Genomic DNA, 24670 nt, shown 5'->3' with positions numbered 1-24670 from the left:
CATTAAAGATTTACTTTTCCAAATATTTTAACGGAACGAGCCTAATTAGGTCGTGTCTCCCGCCAGGGTGAAGTAGACGGCTTGCCGTGTCCCACGTCCAGGGATTCGCTAATTTCTGCTGTACCCTTGGAGTCGGTCACTGCTGAACCCGGACTCACTGCCAGAGGATGCCTGCGGGCTACCCCCAACACCACGACAATTTAGGCAATTTATCTGCTCGCTCCCCACGGTGAAGTATATGGGTATACCCAAAGGCTCGATTGCCGAATCCCATTTATGTCTTCTTACAGATGATATTACGTGCGCATCTCTTTAAGATATGGACTGACAATAAAAGTCGTTTTTGGCGAGCCTTTTAATCTAACTTTATCTAAACTTCACAAGAGTCCCCACAAAACCCGGAAATTTAAAGCTTGAGTAAAGATACTTAACCCATGTGTAGATGAGTTCGTAAGTATTGGGTAAAATCTTATGAAGCTTTAAGAAAGTTTTCCGTAAAAACCCCGATCCAATGGTGTAGATTTAACCAAGATAACTGAGGTTGACTGCAACGAGAAAGCGATCGCTCGACCCAGCAACCGCTTCGCTGTCAGTCTACTTAAGTATTATCGCGGGGAAGATTTAGTAGGCCTCCTACAAAGCTCGACGTACCCCACGCCATTCAGGGGACAGTGCAAGAGCAGCAGGTACTACTAATCTGCATCGTTTTGAAGTTGGTGTTCTCACCCAAGCTCTACTAACACAACATCGGCATCTATCTACTCAAAAAACCGGTCAAAACTTATGGTTGACGTTACAGTAGCCATTCCCACCTTTAATAGTGAAAAGCGTTTACCCGAAGTTCTCGATCGACTCAGAGAGCAGATCAACACCGAACACTTTTCGTGGGAAATTATTGTTGTTGATAACAACAGCACCGACAAAACCGCAAAAATTGTTCAAGAATATCAAGCCAACTGGTCAGAAGTTGCTCCGCTACACTACACGTTGGAAGTTGAGCAAGGAGCTGCATTTGCTCGCCAACGGGCTGTTGAAGAAGCCAGAGGCACTTTAATTGGCTTTTTAGATGATGACAATCTGCCTGACTCTAACTGGGTTGCTGCTGCTTATGCCTTCGGTCAAGCGCATCCAGAAGCGGGTGCCTACGGTAGCCAAATCCAAGGAAATTTTGAAATCGAGCCACCTGAAAATTTTAAAAAAATCGCTTGTTTCTTGGCATTAGTGGATCGAGGTGCGGAAGCCAGCCTTTACGAACCACGCAAGAAGATCCTGCCTCCAGGGGCAGGATTAGTGGTTCGCAAGCAAGCTTGGCTTGCAAACGTGCCTAAGCGCCTCGTCCTCAATCACAAGGGGAGAGAAGCTAAGTTAGCCAGTGAAGATTTGGAAGCCACATTGCATATTCAGCGCGCGGGTTGGGAAATCTGGTACAATCCCGAAATGCGTGTTTACCATCAAATTCCCCGCTGGCGCTTGGAAAAAGATTACCTAATTTCTCTCATCCGTTGCGTGGGTTTAAGTCGGTATCACATACGGATGCTCGGTCTGAAGAACTGGCAAAGACCTGTAGCTTTTCCAGCTTACCTGCTCAACGATCTCCGCAGACTAATGCTCCATCTGATTAAATATCGAGGAGATCAAAGAGATTTGATTGCGGCTTGCGAGCGGGAACTACTGTTATCTAGCTTGATTAGTCCCTTTTTCCTTTTCAAAAATAAATACTTAGAACTTGGACAAGCTAAAATATTTGGCTTGAGAGAAGACATTAATTCTTTACCGGGACTGGTAGATCGCAAAGTATCTACTGCCCCATAAGAAAGGTTGGTTAAATTTAAAATTGGACTGGAGACAACAATTAGCCGTGGGGGTTGACGCTAGCTCAATCCACGGCTACTCTGAAGGCAACTTCTGAACCCCAATCAGGGCTGGGCTTGTAGATATGTCTAAGGTAGACTTTACTGTAGCAATTCGCACTTACAACGGGGAAAAGCTTCTACCAGCCGTTTTGGAGCGATTGCGATCGCAGGTAGGCACCGAGCAGATTTCTTGGGAAATTGTTGTCGTCGATAACAATAGCACTGACAACACCGCCAAAATCATTCAAGAATATCAATCTAACTGGCCTCAAGCATATCCGCTCATGTATTACTTTGAGCCACAGCAAGGCGCAGTGTTTGCAAGACTACGCGCCATTAAGGAAGCAAGAGGTACTTTTATTGGTTTTTTGGATGATGATAATTTTCCGAACCCAAATTGGGTAGCAGCAGCCTACTCCTTCGGGAAATCTCATCCAAAAGCAGGTGCTTTTGGAGGTCAGATAAAAGGGGAATTTGAAGTTTATCCGCCAGAAAACTTTGAAAGAATTCAATCTTTTTTGGCACTGAAAGAAAGAGGTTCAAAACCTAATCTATACGATCCGGAGAATTTAAGCCTTCCTCCAGGAGCCGGATTAGTTGTCCAAAAGCAAGTGTGGCTAGACAACGTTCCCGCTCAACTTGTTCTTCAGGGACCAGTTGGGTCATCCTTGGCAGCCAAAGGAGAAGATTTTGAAGCGCTACTCTACATCGGACGCGCTGGTTGGGAAATTTGGTACAACCCCGAAATGTGTATTTATCATCAAATTCCCAAGTGGCGGCTAGAGAAAGATTACTTAATAACCCTGATTCGGGGGGTAGGCTTAAGTATTTGTCAGCTACGCATGATTAATGCTAATAATTGGCAAAAGCCAATTATTATTACCAGAATCCTTTTAGGAAACCTGCGTAGAGCCATTCTTCAACTAATTAAATATAGAGGTAAGTTGAAAACTGACCTGGTTGCTGCTTGCGAAATGGAATTTTTCTTGAGCAGTTTAGTGAGTCCATTTTATTTTTTGAAAAAAAGTATGCAAATGAAATTTCTAACAGGGAAAAATTAGTAAAAATACAAGAATTACAACTAAGTAGTTCGAGGAATTTTGTTAATTGATTTTATTAAGCTCATAACCGTTGACTTTTAATAAGGTTCAATTAATCAAACGAACGTCTATTGAACTAAACTTGACATAGACGTGCTAAGTTTCGCCTGGTTGAACTGGTTTTTAAAAGGGTAGCTGCATCAACCATGTCAATTTTCAAGAAAAAAATCAAGATTTTGCTCTATGGAAATGTACATGGAGCTTATCGTTGCGAAAATTTGCTCAAGTTTTTGTTGGATTCTGGATACTATGTTTCCTTCGTCTATCCAGATTTTTACCTCCGAGGAAGAGGAAGACAAACTTTTTTCACTCAGTTTATTCGCAAAGTTTTCTCTAAATTTTATCTCATAGAGCTTTTTGTAAAAGCAGCTTTGACAGACGTAATCTACGTATTGCCAATGAGCGCTAATTTTATTCAAAGCGCTTTGTGGGTGTCAAAAATCTTTAAAAATAAAGTGGTCATAGAACCATACATATCAATGTATGACACTTATGTAAGAAATAAAGATGACATCCAAGAAGGAAGTAAAGCAGCCAAAGAAATATTGAAGAAAGATATCCTAGCGTTTACGAAAACAGATTATATAATTCACCTGTCCGCTTATGAACTTGCTTATTGGGCAAAAGTTTTAGACGTTGAACTCGATCAAAATAAAGTTTTTATTGCTCCTTTATTTACCGAATCTAGACTAAGCCTTAAAAGACAATTTATGGGGGATGGTATCCTAAATATCTGCTGGTGGGGAACAATTCTTCCTCTACACGGAATAGATAATATATTACAAGCCATGAAAATTTTAAAGGAAAAAGAGATACCGTTTACTTGCAATTTATTTGGTGCTTATGGATCTGGATATGCAGAACGGTTTCATGCCTACGAAAAGAAAATCAAGCAAGAGGAACTAAGCGATCGCGTTTTTCTTAGAAAAGATTTAAAGTTTTCTGATGGATCTCTACCTAAATATTTAGTAGAAAATTGCGACCTAGCCCTAGGTGTATTTGGTAATAACGAAAGGGCGCGTAATAGTGCAACCCCCAATAAATTAGTCGAATCCCTTGCAATGGGAATACCAACCTTGAATATGAACTTTCCTGGTTTAAAAGAATTCTTCGACCCAGAAGTGGACTTTTGGACTTGCGAACCAACAGGTGAATCAATCGCCCAAACAATTCTTGCGATTGTCAATGGTACAACTCCTCCTGTGGATTGGGAACAGACTCGCATGAAAGCGTTGAATACTTTTAGCCTAACTCGATATCAGGAGGTTGTGACTAAAGTCTTAGATAAAGTTGAAGATGACTTGCAAAGAGAATAAGTGTCAAATATATTAAGTAGCTAGTACATAAAATTACTTAATATAGCTACGGGTGCGAAGCGGAAGATTGATTTATGAAGTTAAGTATTATTATTCCCTGTTTTAATGCAGCAGATACCCTTGCAATTCAACTTGAAGCATTGGCAAACCAAGACTACTTTAACTCATGGGAATTAATTATCTCCGATAACGGCTCCACTGACGATTCATTAGCAATTGTGGAACAATATAAAGAACGGTTACCCAATCTCCGCATCGTTGATTCATCTAAACAGCAAGGGCGTTCCTATGCACGGAATACTGCTGCAAAAGCGGCGACTGGCGACGCACTGGTGTTCTGCGATGCTGACGACGAAGTGGCTCCTGGATGGGTTGCTGCTATGGGGGAAGCGCTCTCGAAGTATGAATTTGTAGCAGGTCGCCTTGAATATCAAAAGCTTAACGAACCTTGGGTACAAAAAGTTTATACACTTAAGCAGCGAAATGAGCTTCTTGAATACAAATATCCTCCTTATCTGCCTTTTGCAGGTAGCTGCAATCTTGGTGTTAAACGCTCGCTGCACGAATCTATCGGCGGTTTTGATGAAAACATGATCCGGCTGCAAGATGTAGACTATTGTTGGCGGCTCCAACTTGCCGGGGTAAAACTTCACTTTGTAAAAGACGCAGTCGTTCATTACCGGCTCCGCAGCACTCTGAACGGTATGTACAAGCAGGCACGCCTGTGGGGAGAGTATGATGTTTTTCTATATAAAAAGTATCAACCCTTGGGTATGCCCCAGCTTTCATGGAAGACCAGTGGAAAAGCTTGGTTGCACTTGTTAAAGCGCCTTCCAAAAGAAGTATTCACTAAGGAAACCCGTAGTAAATGGGTAAAAGATTTGGCTTGGCGTATAGGACGTTTACAAGGTTGCGTTAAGTACCGAATTTTAGCCTTCTAAGAATTGCAATTATTGTCTGAGATACAGGACAGAATCTTAAATGTTTTCAAGAATTAGAGTTGGAACATTTCTAACCTTTTGGATACTTTACCTTTTCTCCAGTTTGTCTCTTTTTTTTACCGGAGTACTTGGAGTCAAGCGTTCCGACTTACTATTTCATTCAGATTATCATCGAGTTATTACTCAACTAACCACGTATAAAATTAATTTTTGGCGCACTCATACTCATCCTTTATTTATTCTTGTCTTTAATCCTCTAGGATTTTTACTCAAAAAAATAATTGGTTCTGGGGAAATTGTTGGCATACTATTTAGTACCTTTTTTGGAGCTGTTTGCGTTGTTTTAACCTTAGTTTTTTTCCAAAAACTGGGGTTTAAGCCTTTTCACGCCATTCTCTACTCGGCTATCTTAGGATTATCTACATCTCATATATTTTTCAGTTCGGTTCCCGATACGTTTATTTTCGCTGCCTGTAGTCTGATTATTATTTATTTGCTGGCAGTTGCTTACCCAGGCAGCTTAATCTACATGGTTCCAGCAACTATTTTTGCGCTCGGCATGGTAATAAGTAACGTAGTGCAGGGGATTATTGCCTATTTTTTCAGCATCTATCAGGGTAGCTTTAATAAAAAAGTTTTTACAAAACTGATTATTTTCATCGGGTTAGTTTTGTCTGGTGCTATTGCTTTGAACCTCTTGCAGAAGTTGATATATCCAAGTGTCGATCTATTTTTTATTCCAGGAAGTTATTACTCTAAAGAGGGAGATTATGTAAATTTGCCCGCTCAATCTAGCAGTATTTTTTCGAGAATCCTAAAATTGCTAGGATATATTTTTATATTCAATTTTATTGCCATTAAGCCGCATATATGGAGAACTATTGAAGATAACCCACCTTCTTGGGTAAAACTTAATTCTGCACCTGCACCTTGGGTGAACTTCGATCCTCCATCTATTACAGCACTTTACATACCAGGCATTATCGCTTTTTTGCTGTGGACAGTTTTACTCCTTTGGAGTCTTTATGCCTTTATTAAGTTTCGCGCCGATAAAATGCCGATAATGAGGAGTTTAATTTTTTGTATTTTATTTAATTTTTTACTACATAATATTTATGGAAAAGACTATGAGCTGTTCTTGTTTACTCCGAATTGGACTTTTTTAGTATTGAGTTGGGTGGCTCTTTCTCTAAAATTCTATAGTCATGCAGAAGGGATTAGCTCAAAAGTATTAAATGCCTTGTTATTACTGTTTGTAATCACCCAACTTTTAAACAATGCACAATTCGTTGACACGTTAGTTTCCTTGTATCAACAATCAAATTTAAGCTTGAACAAAGTATAACGAGTTTCGTAGTCAAGATAGGGCATGTTTAAGTATTGCGAATTTGCCGTAAGCTAGCTTGAACTGATTAAAGGAGTTGATAGGGCTAAAAAAGCGAACTAACAAAAATCTCAAATTCAAATCTAATCAAGGAGTATAGAAGAAGCATATGTATTTTTCGCTTATTTTAGTCAATTTACTGAACTATTGGCGAAGATTAAATCCTTTAAATCGAAACCTCTTGCTCTTTACGTTTGCTAATGTTGTCGTCGTTAATTTTATATTAATAACCCTGTTTTCTACAGAGTGGAAAGACCTAGGATTATCTAGAACTGAAATCTTCTTGCGGTACGGGCGAACCATCAATGATTCATGGGAACCCATGCTAGAAGCGTTCAACTATATTCAATCCGAGCATCAGCAATTATTATACTCTAAGGTTTTTTTTGAAGAACAAACAAAATTTCAGTATCCCCCTACCTCTCTGCTGGTCTTCTATTTTCTAAAAATAAATGTAGTTGAGGGATTTCTAAGAAATATTGGATTATCTATATTTAATACTTTAAAATTTATTTCATGGAATTTTATTATCCTAACGATTTCTTTTGTTATTCAAATATTTAATTTAAGTTTAAAAAAGCACAAATGGAAAGAAAACGGAGCAATACCGAGATTCGAGCGAATTGCTATCAATTTTTTCCTAGTTTGTTTAAGTTTGAGTTTTTACCCGGTAGTGAAAGCCTATACATTAGGGCAGATTCAGTGTTGGCTTAATGCTTTGTTTGCTGTGCTTTTTTGGTGTTGGATGACAGATAGAAAAAAAATCGCAGGCATTTTAGGAGGAATAATGTGCCTGATTAAGCCCCAGTATGCTCTGATTTTGATATGGGGAATTTTGCGTAAGCAATGGAGCTTTACTCTGGGATTTATCGCCACAAGCTCGCTTGGATTGATAGTTTCAATATCCTTAATTGGCTTTGCAGATCATGTTAACTACTTAAGCGTATTATCATTTATTTCCAAGCACGGCGAAACTTTTTTTACAAACCAATCAATTAATGGTGTTTTAAATAGATGGTTATTTAACGATCCCATTCTTAACTTTAATCATAATTCTTTCCCGCCCTATAACCCTTGGGTTTACTTGGGAACAGTACTAAGTTCAATCGCTTTAATTTCAGCAGCTCTATTCTTGCCAATGCTAACGAGTGAGAAAGGAAGTATCACGGATTTCTCTATTATTGCATTAACCTCCACAATTGCTTCTCCAATTGCTTGGGAACATCATTATGGGATTCTTTTGCCAATTTATGCTTTTTTACTTCCTTATTTATTAACAAAAAAAGTATTAGGAAAGTTTACGATTTATTTCCTGGCTATAAGTTATTTCTTAACCAGTAATTATTTTGCGATCGCTAAGGATTTAGCGTACAAAAAAATAGCTTTTCTCCCCCTAAACATTTTTCTGTCTTATTTACTGGCTGGCGGTTTAATGGTTTTAGTATGTCTATACATTTTAAGGGGTACGAAATATGAGATAAATGAGGGTAACGATAACCCTCAAAATAACGTAGCTATTGAGTAGTAACAATTAGTGGCGATTTGCTGCAAATAACCTTTGAAATTATCAGAGCTTACTTAAAATCCTGGTTATCAACGATTGTGCAACTTACCTGGGTATTTTTTTTGAATGCTCTTACGAAATTAGGGAGCTACGTGAGAAATTGCCTGCTTTGCCAAATCTTTATATAAAAGAATGCATATTTATGGAGTCTTGATAGTTTATTAACGATTTTTAGACTAAAATCATTACGGAATAAGCGATTAAATTTTTTCTTATTTAATCTCGGCTTAAACTGGTACATCTAGATAAAAAAGCTACTCTCTGTGAGAATTACGAGGTTATTGCATGAAAGCAGCGCTGCTTACTGGAGGAATTGGTACTTAGGAGAGTAAAGTGGGTATTGAGTTCTAAAGTCGGAAATCATTGACTACATACAGATGCATCCACAGATTGGGAATAAAAGTCATTTAAACCGTGGTGTTGTTGACTGTAGTATTTACTACAAGCTGGGTTACTTTAAAACGAAGTTTTGCAGTGAATCTGCCTAAAGAAATTATTTCTATCAGAAAAAAGGTTTAAAAGCAAATGAAAATTCCCGGATTTCCTAGTGATAAACAAAATTCAACTAAGCTAGCTGATAATTCTATAAAATTTCCTTATATTAAAGCTTTAAGACCACGCCAGTGGACAAAAAATCTGATTGTTTTTGCAGCGCCCTTGTTTGCTTTCAGTATTAATCTGGAATCTTTGCTAGGCTCTTTACTGGCGTTTGCTTTGTTCTGTTTGACTTCGAGTAGCTTCTATCTACTCAATGACATTGCAGATGTAGAAGCTGACCGTCTACATCCAGTCAAGAGTAAGCGACCCATTGCCGCAGGCTTAGTCAGCGTACCAGTGGCGATGGTAATGGCAGTCTGTTTGCTGGGTACTGGTTTAATTGTCGGCTGGTTGCGATCGCCCTACTTGGGAGCAACCATCACCGCATACGCACTGCTGCAAATTGCCTATAACCTGCGGCTGAAGCGGACTGTGATTTTGGATATTATTGCGATCGCAATGGGTTTTGTCTTGCGAGCCTATGCAGGTGCTGCTGCAACAAACATTGTTTTATCCCCCTGGTTTCTCCTGTGTACTGCTATGCTGGCTTTGTTTCTGGGTGTGGAAAAGCGCAAAGCAGAACTGCGGCTATTGTCAATTAGAGGTGGCAAGACCCGGTCTGTACTGAAACGCTACTCGTTGCCTCTACTCAGCCGCATGGAAAATACAGTGACAACCGGCGCAGTCATGACCTACGCGATCTGGAGTTCCGGACCTCAAGTTCGTGGAGCATCAACACCTTGGATGTTACTTACATTACCCTTTGTTTTATACGGGGTTTTCCGCTATCAGCTACTGAGCGATCCGCAAGAAATCGCTCGGAGAAGCGATATCGATGACGAAGGAGGACAGACTGAGCGTCCGGAGGAAATTTTATTAAAAGACGTGCCGATTCTCCTGACGGTACTCTTTTGGATCGTTACCAGCTTTGTCATTCTATTCGTGAAACGTCAAGGGCTAATCGAGTAATTTTTGAGTTGTTAGTCTCTGAACTTGTTGTGGCTGTGAGTGAAATGACCAAATGTTAAACCGAGTGTCTCTGTTCTTTTCCCGCTCTGTTAAACAAAAATCTAAAAAACCGGCTGTCAACCAGGGGCCTTACAGTTTTCCGAGAGAGGCGTACAGCTTGGCAGCCATAGAGCTTGACTGGCTAAAGCTTTGCGGAATTCAAGGGATTATTATCGATTTAGACAACACCATTGTTTCTGAAGACGATCGCTACGTGTCTCCTGGTGCCGAAGCTTGGATCGAACAGGCAAAATTACAAGGATTTCAATTTTTCATTCTCTCGAATGGCAAGCGCCGGTATCGGGTAAAGGCTTGGTCCCATCGTTTAGAGATTCCAGCAATCAACCCAGCCAAGAAACCCTTTCCTTTTGCCTTCCGTAAAGCCATCAAATATATGCGGCTTAAACCAAAACAAGTTGTCGTTATTGGTGATAGCCGTCATACAGATGTGTTAGGGGCATGGCTAAGCGGCTGTGCGAGCATCCAAGTTGCCACGCTTCCTCATCCCTTTCGATGGTGGGAAAAACTCCTGGGAAAACGAGTCCAAACACCGTGGCCTAACGACCGCGAGCTTTGGGATTTTGATTCTTTTTATTAAGCGATGGCTTAAGCAAGCTGAATATCCAAGAAAGTGTCGTTGTTTATGTTAGCTAATCTTCTATTTCCTTTTTTAATCTTGCTGACCGTTGGCTTAAATACTCTCGCACAAACATTGTTAAAATTGGGAGCCGGTCAAAATCCCTTAAATCTTTACTTGCTGGGTGGGATTTTAGTTTATGGTCTCAGTACAGTTTTCTATATTTTAGTTTTGGGGAAGTTTAATTTATCAGTTGCTTATCCAGTGGTGATTGGCTTAACGGTGGTAGCAACGACGATTGCCGGAGCAGTTATTCTCAGGGAGAAAGTTTCTCCGGTTGATTGGGTGGGAGTGGGATTGATGATCAGTGGAATTTGCGCGATCGCTTTTGGCAGATTGTCTTCAATAACATAGTTAGTATTCTATCGGCAACCTTCTAGGCTACTGCTCTAGCCTACAAGCTTGAATCGCAAAATTAGTCGATTTTGCGATTTTTTTGCTGTTTTTATGAGTTAAAAATTTAAAACTACTAGAGGCTCAACTTTTTAAAGTTTTAATAAAGACCCTCTATTTGTTTACTGTATCTTTACAGATATCTCAGTATTTTCCGCTTAGAATATTTAATTAGAGAAAATTGATTTTTTCGACTAACAATACATTTCTATTATACATGAATCTATCTAAAGGTATAGATTCATTTTCATGAAAAAAGAGGCGATCGCATGAAAGCAGTGATACTGGCTGGAGGCCTTGGAACTCGACTCACGGAAGAAACCACAATCAAACCAAAGCCGATGGTGGAAATTGGTGGACGACCTGTGCTGTGGCATATTATGAAAATTTACGCAGCTTATGGAATCAACGATTTCATTATCTGCTGTGGTTATAAAGGCTACGTAATTAAGGAGTATTTTGCCAACTACTTCTTACATATGTCCGATGTCACGTTTGATATGCGGTTTAACCAAATGAATGTGCATTGTGGCTATGCCGAACCCTGGCGAGTCACGTTGGTAGATACCGGAGATCAAACGATGACCGGAGGACGCTTAAAGCGAGTTAGAGAGCATATTGGGAATCAAACCTTTTGCTTTACTTATGGAGATGGCGTAGCGAATGTCAATATTCAAGAGCTAATAGACTTTCATCGAGAGCAAAAGTGTTTGGCAACCTTGACTGCAACTCAGCCACCGGGACGTTTTGGAGCGATTTCTTTAGAACCCGATCAACATAAAATTACCACTTTTCGGGAGAAGCCTGAAGGGGATGGTGCTTGGATTAATGGGGGTTACTTTGTTCTAGAGCCGGAAGTCATTGATTATATTGAAGATGACACCACAATTTGGGAGCAAGAACCCCTGAAAAAATTATCTCAAGATGGACATCTGGCTGCTTACAGACATCCTGGTTTTTGGCAACCAATGGATACTTTACGAGATAAGAACTACCTAGAAGAACTTTGGAAGAGTGGGAATGCTCCTTGGAAAGTTTGGTAACAAATTTTTAGGATAAACACTCATCCATTTCAGTTGCAGGGGCAAGAATTCTTATGTATGATTTTGCAATTATTGGCGGCGGGATTGTTGGACTTTCTACAGCAATGGCTTTAGGCAAACGCTATCCCTCTGCCCGTATAGTGGTGCTGGAAAAAGAGAGCCAGTGGGCTTATCACCAAACTGGCAATAATAGTGGCGTGATTCACGCTGGCATTTATTACAAACCAGGAAGTTTCAAAGCTAAATTTTGCCGAGAAGGAAGCCGCTCAATGGTAGAATTCTGCCGAGAGCATGGCATTGCACACGAAGTCTGCGGCAAAGTAATTGTGGCAACGGAGGAAAAAGAGCTGCCACGATTAGAAAGCCTCTATCAACGCGGCTTGGAAAATGGGTTAAAGATTAGCAAGATTAGTGCAGAGGAAGTCAAAGAAATTGAACCTCATGTCGCCTGTATCGCGGGTATTCGGGTGTACGCAACGGGGATTGCCGATTACAAGCAGGTGGCTCGGAAATATGCTGAGCTAGTTGAAGCCCAAGGTGGAGAACTTCGCCTCAATACCAAAGTTGAGAAAATTGTTGGAACGGGCGAGAATCAGGTACTTGAGACAAATAACGGCACGTTTGAAACGCACTTTGTCATCAATTGTGCCGGACTGCATAGCGATCGCGTTGCCAAATTAGGAAACGTCGATCCACAAGCGAAAATTGTCCCGTTCCGGGGAGAATACTACGAACTCACGCCAGAAAAACGCTATCTCGTCAAAACCCTGATTTATCCGGTTCCTAACCCAGATTTTCCCTTCCTAGGCGTTCATTTCACCCGGATGATTGATGGAAGCGTCCACGCAGGACCCAATGCCGTTCTCAGCCTCAAGCGTGAAGGCTACAAAAAGACAGACTTTAATCTGCGGGATTTTGCTGAAGTGATGACCTATCCCGGTTTTTGGAAACTAGCGGCAAAACACGCCGACGAAGGCATTCAGGAAATCATTCGCTCTTTCAGTAAAGCCGCCTTTGTGCGGAGCTTGCAAAGGCTGATTCCGGAAGTGCAATCGGATGACCTAATTCCCACCCACGCTGGGGTTCGCGCTCAAGCTTTGATGAACGATGGCAAGTTAGTGGACGACTTTTTAATTGTCAAAGGCGATCGCTCCGTCCACGTTTGCAATGCGCCTTCCCCCGCGGCTACCTCTTCCCTGGAAATTGGCAAAGCAATCGTAGAGCAAATTCCGGAACCCCAACCCCTACAAACAACTGTTAGCGTTTAGGAATTGAACGAATGAAAGTATTAGTAACCGGAACAGAAGGCTATCTTGGCTCGTTACTCGCCCCCCTTTTGATGAAACGCGGACACGAAACGATCGGGGTAGACACCGGCTTCTACAAAGTAGGTTGGCTGTATAACGCCACCGATTTAACTGCCAAAACCCTCAACAAAGATTTGCGGCACATCACACCAGAAGACTTAGAGGGGGTCGAGGCAATTGTTCACATGGCAGAACTTTCCAACGATCCCGCCGGACAACTCTCACCCAATATCACCTACGACATTAACCATAAAGGTTCAGTTCGCCTTGCCAATCTAGCGAAGGCAGCGGGTGTGCGGCGCTTCGTTTATATGTCTTCTTGCAGCGTCTACGGCGTAGCAACAAAAGACGATGTGACTGAAGAGTCTCCTGTCAATCCCCAAACTGCTTATGCGGAATGTAAAACCTTCGTAGAAAGAGATGTCAAACCACTCGCCGATGACAATTTTTCTCCGACCTTTCTGCGAAATGCCACCGCTTTTGGGGCATCCCCCAGAATGCGTTTTGATATTGTTTTAAACAACTTGGCGGGCTTAGCTTGGACAACGAAAGAAATCAAAATGACCAGCGACGGAACTCCCTGGCGTCCGTTGGTTCACGCCCTTGATATCTGTAAGGCAATTATCTGCACCCTAGAAGCACCCCGTGACATTGTTCACAACCAAATTTTCAACGTCGGAGACACCGCTCATAACTATCGAGTTAAAGAAATTGCGGAAATTATTGCCTCAGTCTTCCAAGGATGCCAGTTAACCTTTGGAGAAAATGGCTCGGATAACCGCAGCTATCGAGTTTCTTTCGAGAAGATTAACAAAACCCTACCGGGATTTAAGTGTGAATGGGATGCCCAACGGGGTGCCCAGCAGTTATTCGATTTGTTCAAGCAAATTGATATGACTGAAGACATCTTCTTGTTCAGAGGGTTCACTCGCTTGAAGCAGCTAGAGTACCTAATTCGCACTCAACAAATTGATCGAGATTTTTTCTGGAGTAAGGAGTTATTAAATCATGGCGAGCGCTAAGTGTCGTTTTTGCAGCAAATCCCTTGAGCACACCTTTGCCGATCTAGGGATGTCACCCATTGCCAATGACTACCTAACACCAGAACAGCTGCGTCGGGCAGAAAAAAGTTACCCACTTCATGCCTATGTTTGCGAAAGTTGCCTTTTGGTGCAGCTAGAAGAGTTTGAATCTCCCGATCATATCTTTGGGGATGGAGACTACGCTTACTTTTCTTCTTACTCAGACAGTTGGTTGCGTCATGCCAAAGCTTACACGGACTTGATGGTAGAAAGGTTTGGGTTTGACAAAAATCATCAAGTCATTGAAATTGCTAGTAATGACGGCTACCTGTTGCAGTATTTCCATGAAAAGGGAATCCCGGTTTTAGGAATCGAACCAGCGGCAAATGTAGCAAAAGTTGCAGAGGAAAAAGGAATTCCCAGCTTAGTCAAGTTCTTTGGGGTGGAAACAGCTAAGGAACTGGCAGCAGAGGGGAAGCAAGCCAATCTGTTGTTGGGCAACAACGTCCTCGCCCACGTTCCGGATGTGAATGATTTTGTAGCGGGAATGAAGATAGCCTTGAAGCCAGATGGCATCTTGACAATGGAATTTCCCCATTTGTTACAGCTGATGCAGCAAAATCAGTTTGACACAATTTATCATGAGCATTTTTCCTACTTCTCCTTCTTAACCGTCGAAAAAATCTTTGCAGCTCACGGTTTGACCTTATTTGATGTCGAAGAAATCCCGACTCACGGCGGTTCGCTACGAATTTACGGCAAGCATGACAATGCGGCTGAGCCAGCCATGAGCGATCGCGTCAATCAATTAAAATCCAAGGAAACCCAGGCAGGCTTAGATAAGATAGACACCTATCTGACCTTTGGAGAAAAAGTCAAAGAAACCAAGCGCAAGCTACTGACTTTTTTGATTGAAGCGAAACAACAGGGGAAAGCGATCGCAGGGTATGGTGCCCCAGCCAAAGGCAATACCCTCCTAAATTATTGTGGAGTTCGCACAGACTTTGTTGATTTTACGGTAGATCGCAGCCCTCACAAGCAAGGAACCTTTCTACCCGGCACTCATATCCCCGTCCTCAACCCCGACGAAATCCGCGAAAAACAGCCTGACTACCTGCTAATTTTGCCTTGGAACCTCAAAGAGGAAATTATGCAGCAGATGGCATTTATTCGAGAGTGGGGAGGCAAATTTGTAGTCCCAATTCCAGAAGTGCAAGTTTACCTATGATATTCACCGAAACCAAACTCAAGGGTGCCTTTATTATTGACATAGAGCAACGAGAAGATAATCGAGGATTATTTGCTCGGACTTTTTGTGCCAATGAATTTGCAGATCGTGGATTAAAGCCAAACGTTGCCCAATGCAACCTATCCGTGAACTACAAAAAAGGGACGTTGCGGGGTATGCATTATCAAGCAGCCCCCGCCAGCGAAACAAAATTAGTTCGCTGTACCCGTGGTGCCATATACGATGCAATCGTCGATATGCGTCCAGAATCGCCCACGTATTTGTGTCATGTTGGCATCGAACTAACCGCTGAAAACCGACGTGCCCTGTATATTCCTGAAATGTTTGCCCACGGTTTCCAAACCCTAACCGATGACGCCGAAGTGGTATATCAGATGAGCGAGTTTTATACACCAGGGTATGAGCGCGGGCTGCACTATGACGACCCCATCCTGGGGATTGAATGGCCCTTACCCGTCAGTGAAATTTCCGAAAAAGATTTATCCTGGCCTTTGTTCAGCTCTTATGTTCTTGTCGGGGCATAATTTTTTTCTAACTATTGAGCGAGTTGTTCGATACAGAACTACCCGCTCAATGTTTGGATAATGTAGAGTGAATGGAGCGCTACAACCCTTAAGGAAATAGCAAAGTGAACACAATCTTTTTCGATTCTGATGTTAACGATGAGGTGAGGCGAAAACATCTTTTCAACGGACAGATTTTCGTCTTCTCACCCCGTCCAAGTGCGATCGCGCTGTGCGAATTAGCTCGCGAACTCACCCAAGAAGCGTTTGGTTCTCTAGATCCACGAGAAGCACAATTTAGCCTCCCCGTCGAAAAGTTTGTGGAGATTGTCGCTCCGCTCAAGCCCAGATTTATCCATCACCCCAAGTCAAAGCAGCTGATTCGGGAACTGCTAGAGGATCTTGGCTGCGAAATGAACAAAACCTATTTCGACGTTCCGCGCATGAGGGTTGTGTGTGATGGCACCTACCTCAACGCAGGGGTTGCTTATCCGCTGCACCCGCATCGTGATACCTGGTACGCCGCTCCTCTCTGCCAGATGAACTGGTGGCTTCCCATCTACGACTATGAATCCGAGAGTTCGATGGCATTTCAGCCCCGCTACTGGAGCCAGCCAGTAAAAAATGGCTCTAGCGAGTACAACCACTATGAGTGGAACCGGGAGGGGCGGAAAAACGCCGCCCAGCACATAAAGAAAGATACCCGGAAGCAGCCCCGCCCATTAGAACACGTCGATCTCGATCCGCAGCTCCGAGTCGTTACCAAACCAGGCGGAATCATCCTCTTCTCTGGCGCACAGCTGCATTGGACAGTGCCCAACACCTCCGGACGCACGCGCTTTAGCATCGACTTCAGAACTGTACACCTCGACGATGTTATCGCTAAGGGCGGCGCACCGAATCTCGACTCCGCGCCTCAGGGCACTACGCTCAGAGAACTCATGCGGGGTAGCGATCTCACTCGCATTCCTGATGACATCATTGCGCTCTACGAAAACGAGCCACCACCCAGTGAGGAGGGGCTTGTGTTCCAACCTCCAGCGGAAGTCCTAAACTCTGTTCGTTAGAAGTTAACGAGCATTCAGCAAACACTTCCAGCTCCAGATGATGCCCTCTTCGGTTTAGGATCTCCCCCAATCCCTTTTTAAAAGGCAATTGGGGGGATCTCCGAGAGCTGAAATGACCCACTCAGATGTATTGCCATCTGATGCAGCAACTAACAATCCTGTAAAGGTCGCTAAAATCAGTGCTAACTTTACGGGTGCTGAAGCTAGTATTAAGGACGTTCGAGTTGCCCTTGATTTTTTGCAAAAGAGGCTTAAAGCTGTGAACCTCACCGATCTAAAGAGAGTTCTTAACCCTGATGATATTGGCAACGAGATGTACCAGGTGATCTCAAAGCTATATCCGATTTGCCGCAGTATTACAGGAAATGGCTTTCGAGAAACTCTCAAGATTATTCAAGAACTCATTCCTTTAGAAATTCACGAGGTACCGACGGGAACGGAAGTGTTCGACTGGACGGTTCCGAAGGAGTGGAACATTAAAGATGCCTACATCAAAAATTCCCAAGGTGAGCGAGTCGTAGACTTCCAAAAATCTAACTTGCATGTTGTCAATTACAGCGTGCCGGTTCGGAAAAAAATGCCCTTCCAGGAACTGAAAGAACACCTGTTTACCCTACCAGATACTCCTGAGTGGATTCCTTATCGAACTTCTTATTATAAAGAAACTTGGGGCTTTTGTTTGAGCCACAAGCAATTTTTAGAACTAAAAGATGAAGAGTATGAAGTCTGCATTGATTCATCTTTAGAACCAGGAAGCCTGACTTATGGCGAGTATTACATCAAGGGAGAAAGCCCAGACGAAGTTTTAATCTCCTGCCATGCTTGTCATCCATCTCTCTGCGACGACAATCTATCGGGCATCGCTCTAAGTGCCTATTTAGCAAAACATCTCAGCTCGATTTCTCTGAGATACTCTTACCGATTTCTATTTATTCCGGGAACGATTGGTTCCATTACTTGGCTGTGTTTAAATGAAGCCCAAGCCCAAAAAATTAAACACGGATTGGTACTAACATGTGTGGGAGATCCAGGCAAAGTTACTTATAAGAGAAGCCGCCAAGGTGATGCTCAAATCGATAGAGCCAGCCTTCACGTTTTAAAGCATTCGGGGCAAGAGCATGAGATTATAGATTTCTTCCCCTATGGCTACGATGAGCGGCAGTATTGTTCGCCGGGGTTCAATCTGGCTGTGGGTTGTTTTATGCGATCGCAGCACGGTGAGTTTCCCGAATACCACACATCGGCAGATAATCTAGATTTTGTGCAACCGCAATATCTGGCTGACTCATTCTCTAAATGTTTGTCAATTTTCCACGTTTTGGAAGGCAATGGGACTTACTTAAATCAAAATCCTAAATGCGAGCCGAGACTGGGAAAAAGGGGTCTATATAAAGGAATTGGCGGGCAGAAAGAGGGGGCACTGAATGAAATGGCAATTTTGTGGGTTTTGAATTTAGCCGATGGCAATCATACCTTGCTAGACATAGCAGACAGGTCGGGTTTAGCATTTGATGAGATTAGAAGAGCAGCAGATGCTTTACTAGAACATGATTTATTGAAAGAGTGTTTGAAATCAGCAGCCGTCAGCTGAGATTAATCTAAATCCTTGCATCCAAAATTGAATGTCAGCCTTAAAAGACCAAATTGCAGTTGTAACGGGAGCGAGTAGCGGAATTGGCAAAGCGATCGCTCTCGGTTTGGCAGCACAAGGAGCAACGCTTTGCTTGGTGGGACGTAATTTAGAAGCGCTAGAGGCAGTTGCCGAAACTGCTAAAGCAACTGCATCCAAAGTTCTGCTGTATCAAGTTGACCTGACACTAGACGAAGACATTCAGCAGCTAAAAACTCGTCTTGAGCAAGATGTAGGAGAGGTTGATCTGCTCGTTCATAGTGCTGGTGTTATCACCTTAGGGCAGATGAAAACCGCCTCTCTAGAAGACTTTGACTGGCAGTACCGTGTCAATGTTCGCGCTCCTTATGCGCTGACACAAGCCTTATTGCCGATGCTAACAGTTCGTCAGGGTCAGATCGCTTTCCTCAACTCGACCGTGGGTTTGAATGCCAGAGGCGGTGTGGGACAATATGCTGCGACCAAGCATGCACTGAAAGCGATCGCTGACAGTCTGCGAGAAGAAGTCAACGCAGATGGCGTGCGCGTTCTCAGTATCTACCCCGGACGCACTGCTAGTCCCATGCAAGCATCGGTTCAAGAGATGGAGGGTCGAGAATACCAGCCAGATCGCTTGCTGCAACCAGAAGATGTAGCCGCCGTGGTACTCAATGCCCTCAGTTTGCCCCGCACCGCCGAAGTAACTGACATCAACATTCGACCTTTGAGAAAAGCTTAAATTTCCTTCAAGTTCATAGAATCAAAGACACATTTGGGTAATAACCAAAGGCTTAATAGGCGTCATAATCCTCAACTTTATGTTTTCACGAGCTGAGATATCATTTGTCTGGCCTTATCTTCAGAACTTTTTATAGCATTTATAGGAGTTAAATCAGGTTTTCTATGAAAAATTACTTGATTTTCATTCTTTTAATCTTAGGGGCAGTTGGGCTAAATAGCCTTGCTGATAAATACTTAAAAAAGCGATGGAATTTATGGTTAGGCTATGGATTCCCTGTCTTACTTATGATGCTATTTTTATGGAATATTTCTAATCCCCCTGCACAAAATTTATTTGCTGACTTCGACAAAGCTTATTACCCGGCAGGTCGTCTGATACTAGAAAATCCTGCTGATTTATACCTACCGGATAAAAATTGCTTAGGACAACCAGGTTGTCCGGCTGGAACTTTTGTAAATATTCCAATAATCGCCTATTTATTTACTCCTTTTTCATTATTGAGTCAGCAAAACGCCCACGTTCTGCTGATGTTTTTAAGTGGCATTGCGATTCTCTTCACTTACTATTTACTAATCAAGCTAGGCGAACTAACAACCGAAAAACAAAAAATCGCCCTACTCGGACTATTGGCGATCAATGGTCCTCTTTATTACAATTTGCGAGAAGGAAATTCGACTCATTTTGTCTTGTTGTTGCTAATCGCAGCTTTTTTTTGCATCCAGGCTAAACGCGAAATTTGGACGGGTGCGCTCTTAGCGATCGCTGCTTTGATTAAAATTCCCTTGTTCCTTTTTGGTGTTTACTTTGTAATGAGAAGTCGATGGCGAGTAGTGGCGGGGTTTAGTGCAGCGCTACTGGCAATTGTCGGAGCATCAATCCTTTTGTTCGGTTTCGATTTACATCAGACTTGGTTTGAGATGTGCATTCAGCCTTACGCTGGAAAGCCAATCGCCGCCTACAACAGTCAGTCACTTGATAGCTTCTTAGCTCGTTTGCTAACTGACGGTGGTCTTACTAAGTGGCTGCCTCTAGAGGTAGGATTGGGGTTCAAACTGGTGCGGTACGCATTGCTCTCACTGCTGTTTGGTGCGACTATTTGGATTTGCTGGCGCTCAAAAAAACCTGTCACATTAGAAGAAGAAAATTTAGAGCTTTCTGTTGTCCTTTGTTTAGCACTGCTTACAAGTCCTATCTCTTGGACTCACTACTATCTCTTGTTGCTACTACCTTTATCTCTCTATCTAGGCAACAAATTAGCAGTCCCTAATAAACAGCTTTGGTCTAGCCTAATAATATTAGGCATTTTATTGATATCGTTGCCTGTTACCTATACTCTGGCTTACTTCAAACCAGGAAATGCTCAATTTCTGAGTTATTTAGTATCCAGGGTGTTTATCTCTCATTACTTCTTCGGCGGCATCTTACTACTGGGAGTCTTGTTGGCTGCTCGATGGCAGAATTCAAAACGCTTTCAGCAATCTCAAAGTAGTCTTGGTTCTCTGTAACCCTGCTTTGTGACCATGCTTTATGGCATTAATTCTTAAGGTGTCAGTATGATTGTTTTTGTTATACCGCTCAGAAGTCAGCAATCTTCAAATTCTTGGGAGCGCGTTCTTAAGTTATTTGAAAGATGTATCAAGTCAATCTGCAATCAAACTTCACCAGATTTTAGGGTGATTTTTGTTTGTCACAAAAACCAAAATATTGAGTTGAATCATCCTCACATTACCTACATTGAAGTAGATTTACTACCGCCAGGTCCAGCTTTAAAGAACTGCGGCTATGGAGAAATAGAAAGCTCCTGATTTGGCATATAAGTGTTTAGACAAGTTGCAAAAAGTGATGACAGGTTTCATCTATGCTCAACAGCTAAAACCCTCTCATATAATGCTATTGATGCCGATGACTGTGTAAGTAAGTATTTGGCAGAATTTGTTAATAAGCATCCTCAATCTAATGGATGGTTTGTAGATAAGGGCTATGTATATCAGGAGGGTAGCCAACTCATATATTACAAAAAATATGCTTTCAATAGATCGTGTGGAAGCTGCCGAATTGTCCGGTACGATTTGTATAATTTGCCTGAAAAGATGGAAGATGCCAAGCTAACTTCTCTTATTCGCCTTGATTCTTATAAATTAACCGAGAGCAAGCAGGGAGAAAGACTTAAGGAATTACCCTTTGAAGGTGCTGTTTATATTATCGGAAATGGAGAAAATCTCTATCCAACAGGTTTCGACACTTTATTTGGTGCTAAGGCGGGAATCACGTTAAGCCTCCGATCTCAGATAAGAGAAGCCTTCAATTATCGATTTATAACGAAATCAATTCGTAGCGAATTTGGCTTGTATAAACTGAATTAGCAATTTTAAATAAGCCTTACAATAAAAAATAGTTATAAAGCAATTTATTCATTTGACAGGTTGCGCGATCGCATTACTTCTTTTTCGCATACGTCCCAAAAATAGAGAATAATATTCACTAAGCCTAATATCTTGCTTCCATCTTCTAAAATAACTGGAGTTCCTTCACCCTTAATAGGCAATAAGTCCGCCATACCAGAGATTATAAATAAACTAAAACCGGCTAGCAACAGAATATAGGGCGTTGATAATATTCTGCGCCAAAATGCAACGATATAGCTCACTAAACCAAGACCGTATAGGGAATACATAATTACCTTTGGGATACCCACTAATAAATCCAGCGTCAACGTGAGCCGAAATATATCATCCAATAGAAAAATAGTCAGCGCGATCGCAGAGAAGAGGATAAAGGGATCGCCTTTGTGACTATGACGAATTCTTTTTAGTAAGGTAAAGCTAAATAAACAGATCGTTAAAGAGATGCACCAGAGGATTTCTGAAAAGTGAGTGAAAAGAGCCAGGTAAGGGATGTCTTTACGAAAAGGTTCAGCAAATAGAAGTTTTATGAAATTAACTCTGGCATAGTAGTCTGAACCGTAGTAGGTGCCTGCCATTTTGACATAGACTGTCATTCCCAGAAACAGTAACAGCACTAGACCATTAAGAACAAGAACGGAGCGGTCTTCTAGGATTTGCTTTTTGATGTCTTGCCAGATGTTTTTTATTTGTAAATTACGCATTTTTAGTCAAGCTTTTTGTATTAATTCTATGCTAAAAAAATGTAAAAAATAATAAATGCTTATTTTTTTTACATTTCTATGTATTTGAGTATGAATAACTTTGAACGAACTAGTCCAGGTAACTGGGGAACATCATTGATTTATCCCCGTACTGAAGCTTTCTGTACTTCAAGAAATACAGTAGACGAATAGATCGCTTGAGCAGCTAAAAAGAGTTGGAGCCACAAAGGGTTGGGGAGACAATCAAGCGAAATTCTGTAATCTAGTCATTGGGTCAGCTTAAGTTATGTTCGTTTTATCGTTACTGTTTATTTTTGCATTAGGCTTAGTATGCCTCAACCTAAAATTATTTAAAGGATCGTTAGGTTATTGTCTTTAGATCGGGCTTGGGAACCGCGTTAAGAAAGTCGGTATAGTAATTGACAGCTTCTCGCATGGCTGCTGTTACATATCTGAGCTTTTAGGGAACGCTAAAATATAACCTCAATGAGGTAAGTCTTTTAGTTTGGTTTCGGTACAGTTTTTGTCTTGCATTAAGCTAATAAAGAGCAGGAGTAACTACCTATGGCAACGAGCATCATGCAGCGTAATAATGTCCAGATGCTGGGTGATGGCAGCCAGACAATCATCTTTGCCCACGGTTTTGGCTCGGATCAGACGGCTTGGCGACATCAGGTAGCAGCCTTCGCACCTAATTTTCGCATTGTGCTGTTCGACCATGTAGGGGGAGGTAAGTCAGATTTTTCTGCCTATAGTCCGCGCCGCTACAGCAGTTTATACAGCTATGCTGAGGATTTGCTGGATTTATGTGCCGAGTTAAAGTTAACCAAGAGCATCTTGGTGGGGCACTCGGTCAGCGGGATGGTTAGTTTACTGGCAGCCTTAGTCGAGCCTGATTGCTTTAGCCAACTGATCTTTCTAGATGCGTCCCCCCGTTATCTCAACGATGTCGGATATGTGGGTGGCTTCGAGCAGTCTGACTTAGATACACTCTATGCAGCCATGTCAACCAACTACTATGCTTGGGCTAGCGGTTTTGCGCCGATCGCAATGGCTACTCAGGATAAACCTGAATTGGCAGCGGAGTTTGCTAATACGCTAGCTGCTATCCGTCCAGATATCGCGCAAGCGGTCGCTAAAGTGATTTTCCAGTCTGACCACCGAGATGATTTACCACGATTGAATGTACCAACTGTGATTTTACAGGCAAGCGATGATATTGCCGTACCGCCTGAAGTTGGTCAGTACATGGCAGATAAAATTCCTCAAGGTAAGCTGATGAATATCGCTGCTAGAGGACACTTACCGCATATCAGCGCTCCCGACGTGGTAACGAGTGCAATTGCCCAATGTATCGCCGCTTAAACTTAAATCTTCTTCGATCGCGGTTGCTGCTTTGTCCTCCTGACCGACTACCGACCTTTAGAGCCGTCCTAATCTGGCTAACCCTCTTTTTCATCGGACTGGGCGTGCTGGATGGATGGAAGCCTATGCAGATGGTCGCCCCAGTCATCTTGACAATATGCACGCTTCTACCCCTACCAGCGGTGCAAGTTGCACCCGCCGCAGGGCTTTACATTCTGTTGCTGGGACTGCTGCATGGCGATTGGCGGCTAACCCGCCAGTCACTTGAGCTGGGCAGTGTGGCTGTGTTCGGAACATTTGTAGGCTCTTTTCTGCGGGGAATCGAGTGGCGGTTGGCGTCCCAATCGGTGCTGAGTACTCTTACTAATACCGATACCAGAAATTCTCCCGATATACCGATCCGGCAAGCCCTGATCTTACTGCGGGAGTTTGTTTGTGCCGACGCAGCGATCGCGCTACGCCAACTTGATGATGTCACCGCTGAAGCCTTGGTGTGTATTCCCCAGCAGGCGCTGCCAGATCAACTGACAACGCCCACCTTGTTTGAGAAAGCGATCGCTCAAAATCGCTGTCTCTACTATCCAAACTACCCCGCTACTCCCGGTGCTTCTCATGTCTTGGTCGCTAAAGGGACTCAATCCCTCGCCATCCTTCCATTTCAGTATCCCGGTAGGGGCACGACTTTATCAGCGCCCCATAGCGGTGCAATTTTGCTGATCTGGCATCGCCAGACCAGTATCTCCCCAAGTCTGCGCCAATTTATTGAGTCGCTACTTGGCGAGTTACGCACCCTTCTACAGTTCAGCGATACCACCCTACGGCTGGAGAATCTACAAGCCCGCTTCGGTGCCATGTTAGAGACAATCCATCAGGGAGTGGTATTTGTAGATGAAAGTGGGGAGCAAGGGTGGATCAATCAAGCCG

At 42.6% G+C, this 24670-nt stretch carries 21 protein-coding genes and 1 pseudogene; 21 read left to right on the top strand and 1 reads right to left on the bottom strand.

What is annotated here, in order from left to right:
- Nucleotides 1-783 precede the first annotated feature (783 nt).
- From hpsE (NDA06_RS16440) to NDA06_RS16350, 19 genes are all read left to right on the top strand, one after another.
- On the top strand, nt 784-1812 hold the full coding sequence (gene hpsE, locus NDA06_RS16440; protein ID WP_190412193.1) for a hormogonium polysaccharide biosynthesis glycosyltransferase HpsE: 1029 nt from the start codon (nt 784-786) through the stop codon (nt 1810-1812).
- Between the two features lie 124 nt (nt 1813-1936).
- Nucleotides 1937-2914 carry a hormogonium polysaccharide biosynthesis glycosyltransferase HpsE gene (gene hpsE / locus NDA06_RS16435; RefSeq protein WP_190436068.1) on the top strand — a complete coding sequence of 326 codons (978 nt, stop codon included), beginning with the start codon at nt 1937-1939 and terminating at the stop codon, nt 2912-2914.
- 185 nt (nt 2915-3099) lie between these two features.
- Complete coding sequence (locus NDA06_RS16430; RefSeq protein WP_190986056.1) at nt 3100-4269, top strand: glycosyltransferase; 1170 nt, start codon at nt 3100-3102, stop codon at nt 4267-4269.
- A gap of 74 nt (nt 4270-4343) precedes the next feature.
- Nucleotides 4344-5210, top strand: a complete 867-nt coding sequence (locus NDA06_RS16425; RefSeq protein WP_190524875.1) for a glycosyltransferase family A protein — start codon at nt 4344-4346, stop codon at nt 5208-5210.
- 40 nt (nt 5211-5250) lie between these two features.
- Nucleotides 5251-6555: a hypothetical protein gene (locus NDA06_RS16420; protein WP_190524873.1), complete on the top strand. Its 1305-nt coding sequence runs from the start codon at nt 5251-5253 to the stop codon at nt 6553-6555.
- 361 nt (nt 6556-6916) lie between these two features.
- A complete protein-coding gene (locus tag NDA06_RS16415; RefSeq protein WP_190986057.1) occupies nt 6917-8119 on the top strand; it encodes a glycosyltransferase family 87 protein in 1203 nt (400 codons plus the stop codon).
- A 564-nt stretch (nt 8120-8683) separates the two neighbouring features.
- Entirely contained in the window at nt 8684-9664 is a 981-nt protein-coding gene (locus NDA06_RS16410) for a decaprenyl-phosphate phosphoribosyltransferase (protein WP_190986058.1), read from the top strand.
- 52 nt (nt 9665-9716) lie between these two features.
- On the top strand, nt 9717-10301 hold the full coding sequence (locus tag NDA06_RS16405; protein WP_190412200.1) for a YqeG family HAD IIIA-type phosphatase: 585 nt from the start codon (nt 9717-9719) through the stop codon (nt 10299-10301).
- Nucleotides 10302-10346: 45 nt separating this feature from the next.
- Nucleotides 10347-10694 carry an SMR family transporter gene (locus NDA06_RS16400; RefSeq protein ID WP_190412201.1) on the top strand — a complete coding sequence of 116 codons (348 nt, stop codon included), beginning with the start codon at nt 10347-10349 and terminating at the stop codon, nt 10692-10694.
- A 308-nt stretch (nt 10695-11002) separates the two neighbouring features.
- Nucleotides 11003-11776, top strand: a complete 774-nt coding sequence (gene rfbF, locus NDA06_RS16395) for a glucose-1-phosphate cytidylyltransferase (protein ID WP_190428867.1) — start codon at nt 11003-11005, stop codon at nt 11774-11776.
- A 53-nt stretch (nt 11777-11829) separates the two neighbouring features.
- Nucleotides 11830-13044 carry an L-2-hydroxyglutarate oxidase gene (gene lhgO / locus NDA06_RS16390; protein WP_190684323.1) on the top strand — a complete coding sequence of 405 codons (1215 nt, stop codon included), beginning with the start codon at nt 11830-11832 and terminating at the stop codon, nt 13042-13044.
- A gap of 11 nt (nt 13045-13055) precedes the next feature.
- On the top strand, nt 13056-14105 hold the full coding sequence (locus tag NDA06_RS16385; protein WP_190986059.1) for an SDR family oxidoreductase: 1050 nt from the start codon (nt 13056-13058) through the stop codon (nt 14103-14105).
- A complete protein-coding gene (locus NDA06_RS16380; RefSeq protein ID WP_190986060.1) occupies nt 14092-15333 on the top strand; it encodes a class I SAM-dependent methyltransferase in 1242 nt (413 codons plus the stop codon). Before NDA06_RS16385 ends, NDA06_RS16380 begins: the two co-directional genes overlap by 14 nt.
- On the top strand, nt 15330-15878 hold the full coding sequence (gene rfbC / locus NDA06_RS16375) for a dTDP-4-dehydrorhamnose 3,5-epimerase (protein ID WP_190412206.1): 549 nt from the start codon (nt 15330-15332) through the stop codon (nt 15876-15878). The genes NDA06_RS16380 and rfbC overlap by 4 nt, the downstream gene beginning before the upstream one ends.
- Before the next feature lie 104 nt (nt 15879-15982).
- Entirely contained in the window at nt 15983-16924 is a 942-nt protein-coding gene (locus tag NDA06_RS16370) for a hypothetical protein (protein ID WP_190986061.1), read from the top strand.
- 313 nt (nt 16925-17237) lie between these two features.
- A complete protein-coding gene (locus NDA06_RS16365; protein ID WP_190986068.1) occupies nt 17238-18515 on the top strand; it encodes a DUF4910 domain-containing protein in 1278 nt (425 codons plus the stop codon).
- Nucleotides 18516-18546: 31 nt separating this feature from the next.
- The gene (locus NDA06_RS16360; protein ID WP_190986062.1) at nt 18547-19272 is read left to right on the top strand and encodes an SDR family oxidoreductase; all 726 of its coding nucleotides are present in this window, start codon (nt 18547-18549) and stop codon (nt 19270-19272) included.
- 287 nt (nt 19273-19559) lie between these two features.
- Nucleotides 19560-20780, top strand: a complete 1221-nt coding sequence (locus NDA06_RS16355; RefSeq protein WP_206755374.1) for a glycosyltransferase family 87 protein — start codon at nt 19560-19562, stop codon at nt 20778-20780.
- Nucleotides 20781-21092: 312 nt separating this feature from the next.
- Nucleotides 21093-21638, top strand: a complete 546-nt coding sequence (locus NDA06_RS16350) for a hypothetical protein (RefSeq protein ID WP_199324109.1) — start codon at nt 21093-21095, stop codon at nt 21636-21638.
- 44 nt (nt 21639-21682) lie between these two features.
- Here NDA06_RS16350 and NDA06_RS16345 read toward each other — a convergent pair whose 3' ends face one another.
- Nucleotides 21683-22381, bottom strand: a complete 699-nt coding sequence (locus tag NDA06_RS16345) for a hypothetical protein (RefSeq protein ID WP_190986064.1) — start codon at nt 22379-22381, stop codon at nt 21683-21685.
- A 564-nt stretch (nt 22382-22945) separates the two neighbouring features.
- Between NDA06_RS16345 and NDA06_RS16340 the strand changes: the two genes are divergently transcribed.
- Nucleotides 22946-23746 carry an alpha/beta hydrolase gene (locus tag NDA06_RS16340; protein ID WP_190986065.1) on the top strand — a complete coding sequence of 267 codons (801 nt, stop codon included), beginning with the start codon at nt 22946-22948 and terminating at the stop codon, nt 23744-23746.
- A pseudogene (locus NDA06_RS16335) lies at nt 23731-24670 on the top strand (hybrid sensor histidine kinase/response regulator); the annotation flags it as partial. The gene NDA06_RS16340 and the pseudogene NDA06_RS16335, both read left to right, overlap by 16 nt.

Origin of the sequence: Trichocoleus sp. ST-U1 (assembly GCF_039961835.1) — a bacterium.
GTDB lineage: Bacteria > Cyanobacteriota > Cyanobacteriia > Cyanobacteriales > FACHB-T130 > FACHB-T130.
This window is presented reverse-complemented; position numbering and strand designations above follow the sequence as displayed.

Excerpts from the sequence above, each read along its gene's own strand:
- hpsE (WP_190436068.1), top strand. The coding sequence starts at position 1,937 with ATGTCTAAGGTAGACTTTACTGTAGCAATTCGCACTTACAACGGGGAA.
- lhgO (WP_190684323.1), top strand. The coding sequence starts at position 11,830 with ATGTATGATTTTGCAATTATTGGCGGCGGGATTGTTGGACTTTCTACA.
- hpsE (WP_190412193.1), top strand. The coding sequence starts at position 784 with ATGGTTGACGTTACAGTAGCCATTCCCACCTTTAATAGTGAAAAGCGT.
- NDA06_RS16405 (WP_190412200.1), top strand. The coding sequence starts at position 9,717 with ATGTTAAACCGAGTGTCTCTGTTCTTTTCCCGCTCTGTTAAACAAAAA.
- NDA06_RS16355 (WP_206755374.1), top strand. The coding sequence starts at position 19,560 with ATGATGCTATTTTTATGGAATATTTCTAATCCCCCTGCACAAAATTTA.
- NDA06_RS16360 (WP_190986062.1), top strand. The coding sequence starts at position 18,547 with ATGTCAGCCTTAAAAGACCAAATTGCAGTTGTAACGGGAGCGAGTAGC.
- rfbF (WP_190428867.1), top strand. The coding sequence starts at position 11,003 with ATGAAAGCAGTGATACTGGCTGGAGGCCTTGGAACTCGACTCACGGAA.
- rfbC (WP_190412206.1), top strand. The coding sequence starts at position 15,330 with ATGATATTCACCGAAACCAAACTCAAGGGTGCCTTTATTATTGACATA.
- NDA06_RS16385 (WP_190986059.1), top strand. The coding sequence starts at position 13,056 with ATGAAAGTATTAGTAACCGGAACAGAAGGCTATCTTGGCTCGTTACTC.
- NDA06_RS16425 (WP_190524875.1), top strand. The coding sequence starts at position 4,344 with ATGAAGTTAAGTATTATTATTCCCTGTTTTAATGCAGCAGATACCCTT.
- NDA06_RS16410 (WP_190986058.1), top strand. The coding sequence starts at position 8,684 with ATGAAAATTCCCGGATTTCCTAGTGATAAACAAAATTCAACTAAGCTA.
- NDA06_RS16420 (WP_190524873.1), top strand. The coding sequence starts at position 5,251 with ATGTTTTCAAGAATTAGAGTTGGAACATTTCTAACCTTTTGGATACTT.
- NDA06_RS16340 (WP_190986065.1), top strand. The coding sequence starts at position 22,946 with ATGGCAACGAGCATCATGCAGCGTAATAATGTCCAGATGCTGGGTGAT.
- NDA06_RS16365 (WP_190986068.1), top strand. The coding sequence starts at position 17,238 with ATGTACCAGGTGATCTCAAAGCTATATCCGATTTGCCGCAGTATTACA.
- NDA06_RS16430 (WP_190986056.1), top strand. The coding sequence starts at position 3,100 with ATGTCAATTTTCAAGAAAAAAATCAAGATTTTGCTCTATGGAAATGTA.
- NDA06_RS16415 (WP_190986057.1), top strand. The coding sequence starts at position 6,917 with ATGCTAGAAGCGTTCAACTATATTCAATCCGAGCATCAGCAATTATTA.
- NDA06_RS16345 (WP_190986064.1), bottom strand. The coding sequence starts at position 22,381 with ATGCGTAATTTACAAATAAAAAACATCTGGCAAGACATCAAAAAGCAA.
- NDA06_RS16400 (WP_190412201.1), top strand. The coding sequence starts at position 10,347 with ATGTTAGCTAATCTTCTATTTCCTTTTTTAATCTTGCTGACCGTTGGC.
- NDA06_RS16380 (WP_190986060.1), top strand. The coding sequence starts at position 14,092 with ATGGCGAGCGCTAAGTGTCGTTTTTGCAGCAAATCCCTTGAGCACACC.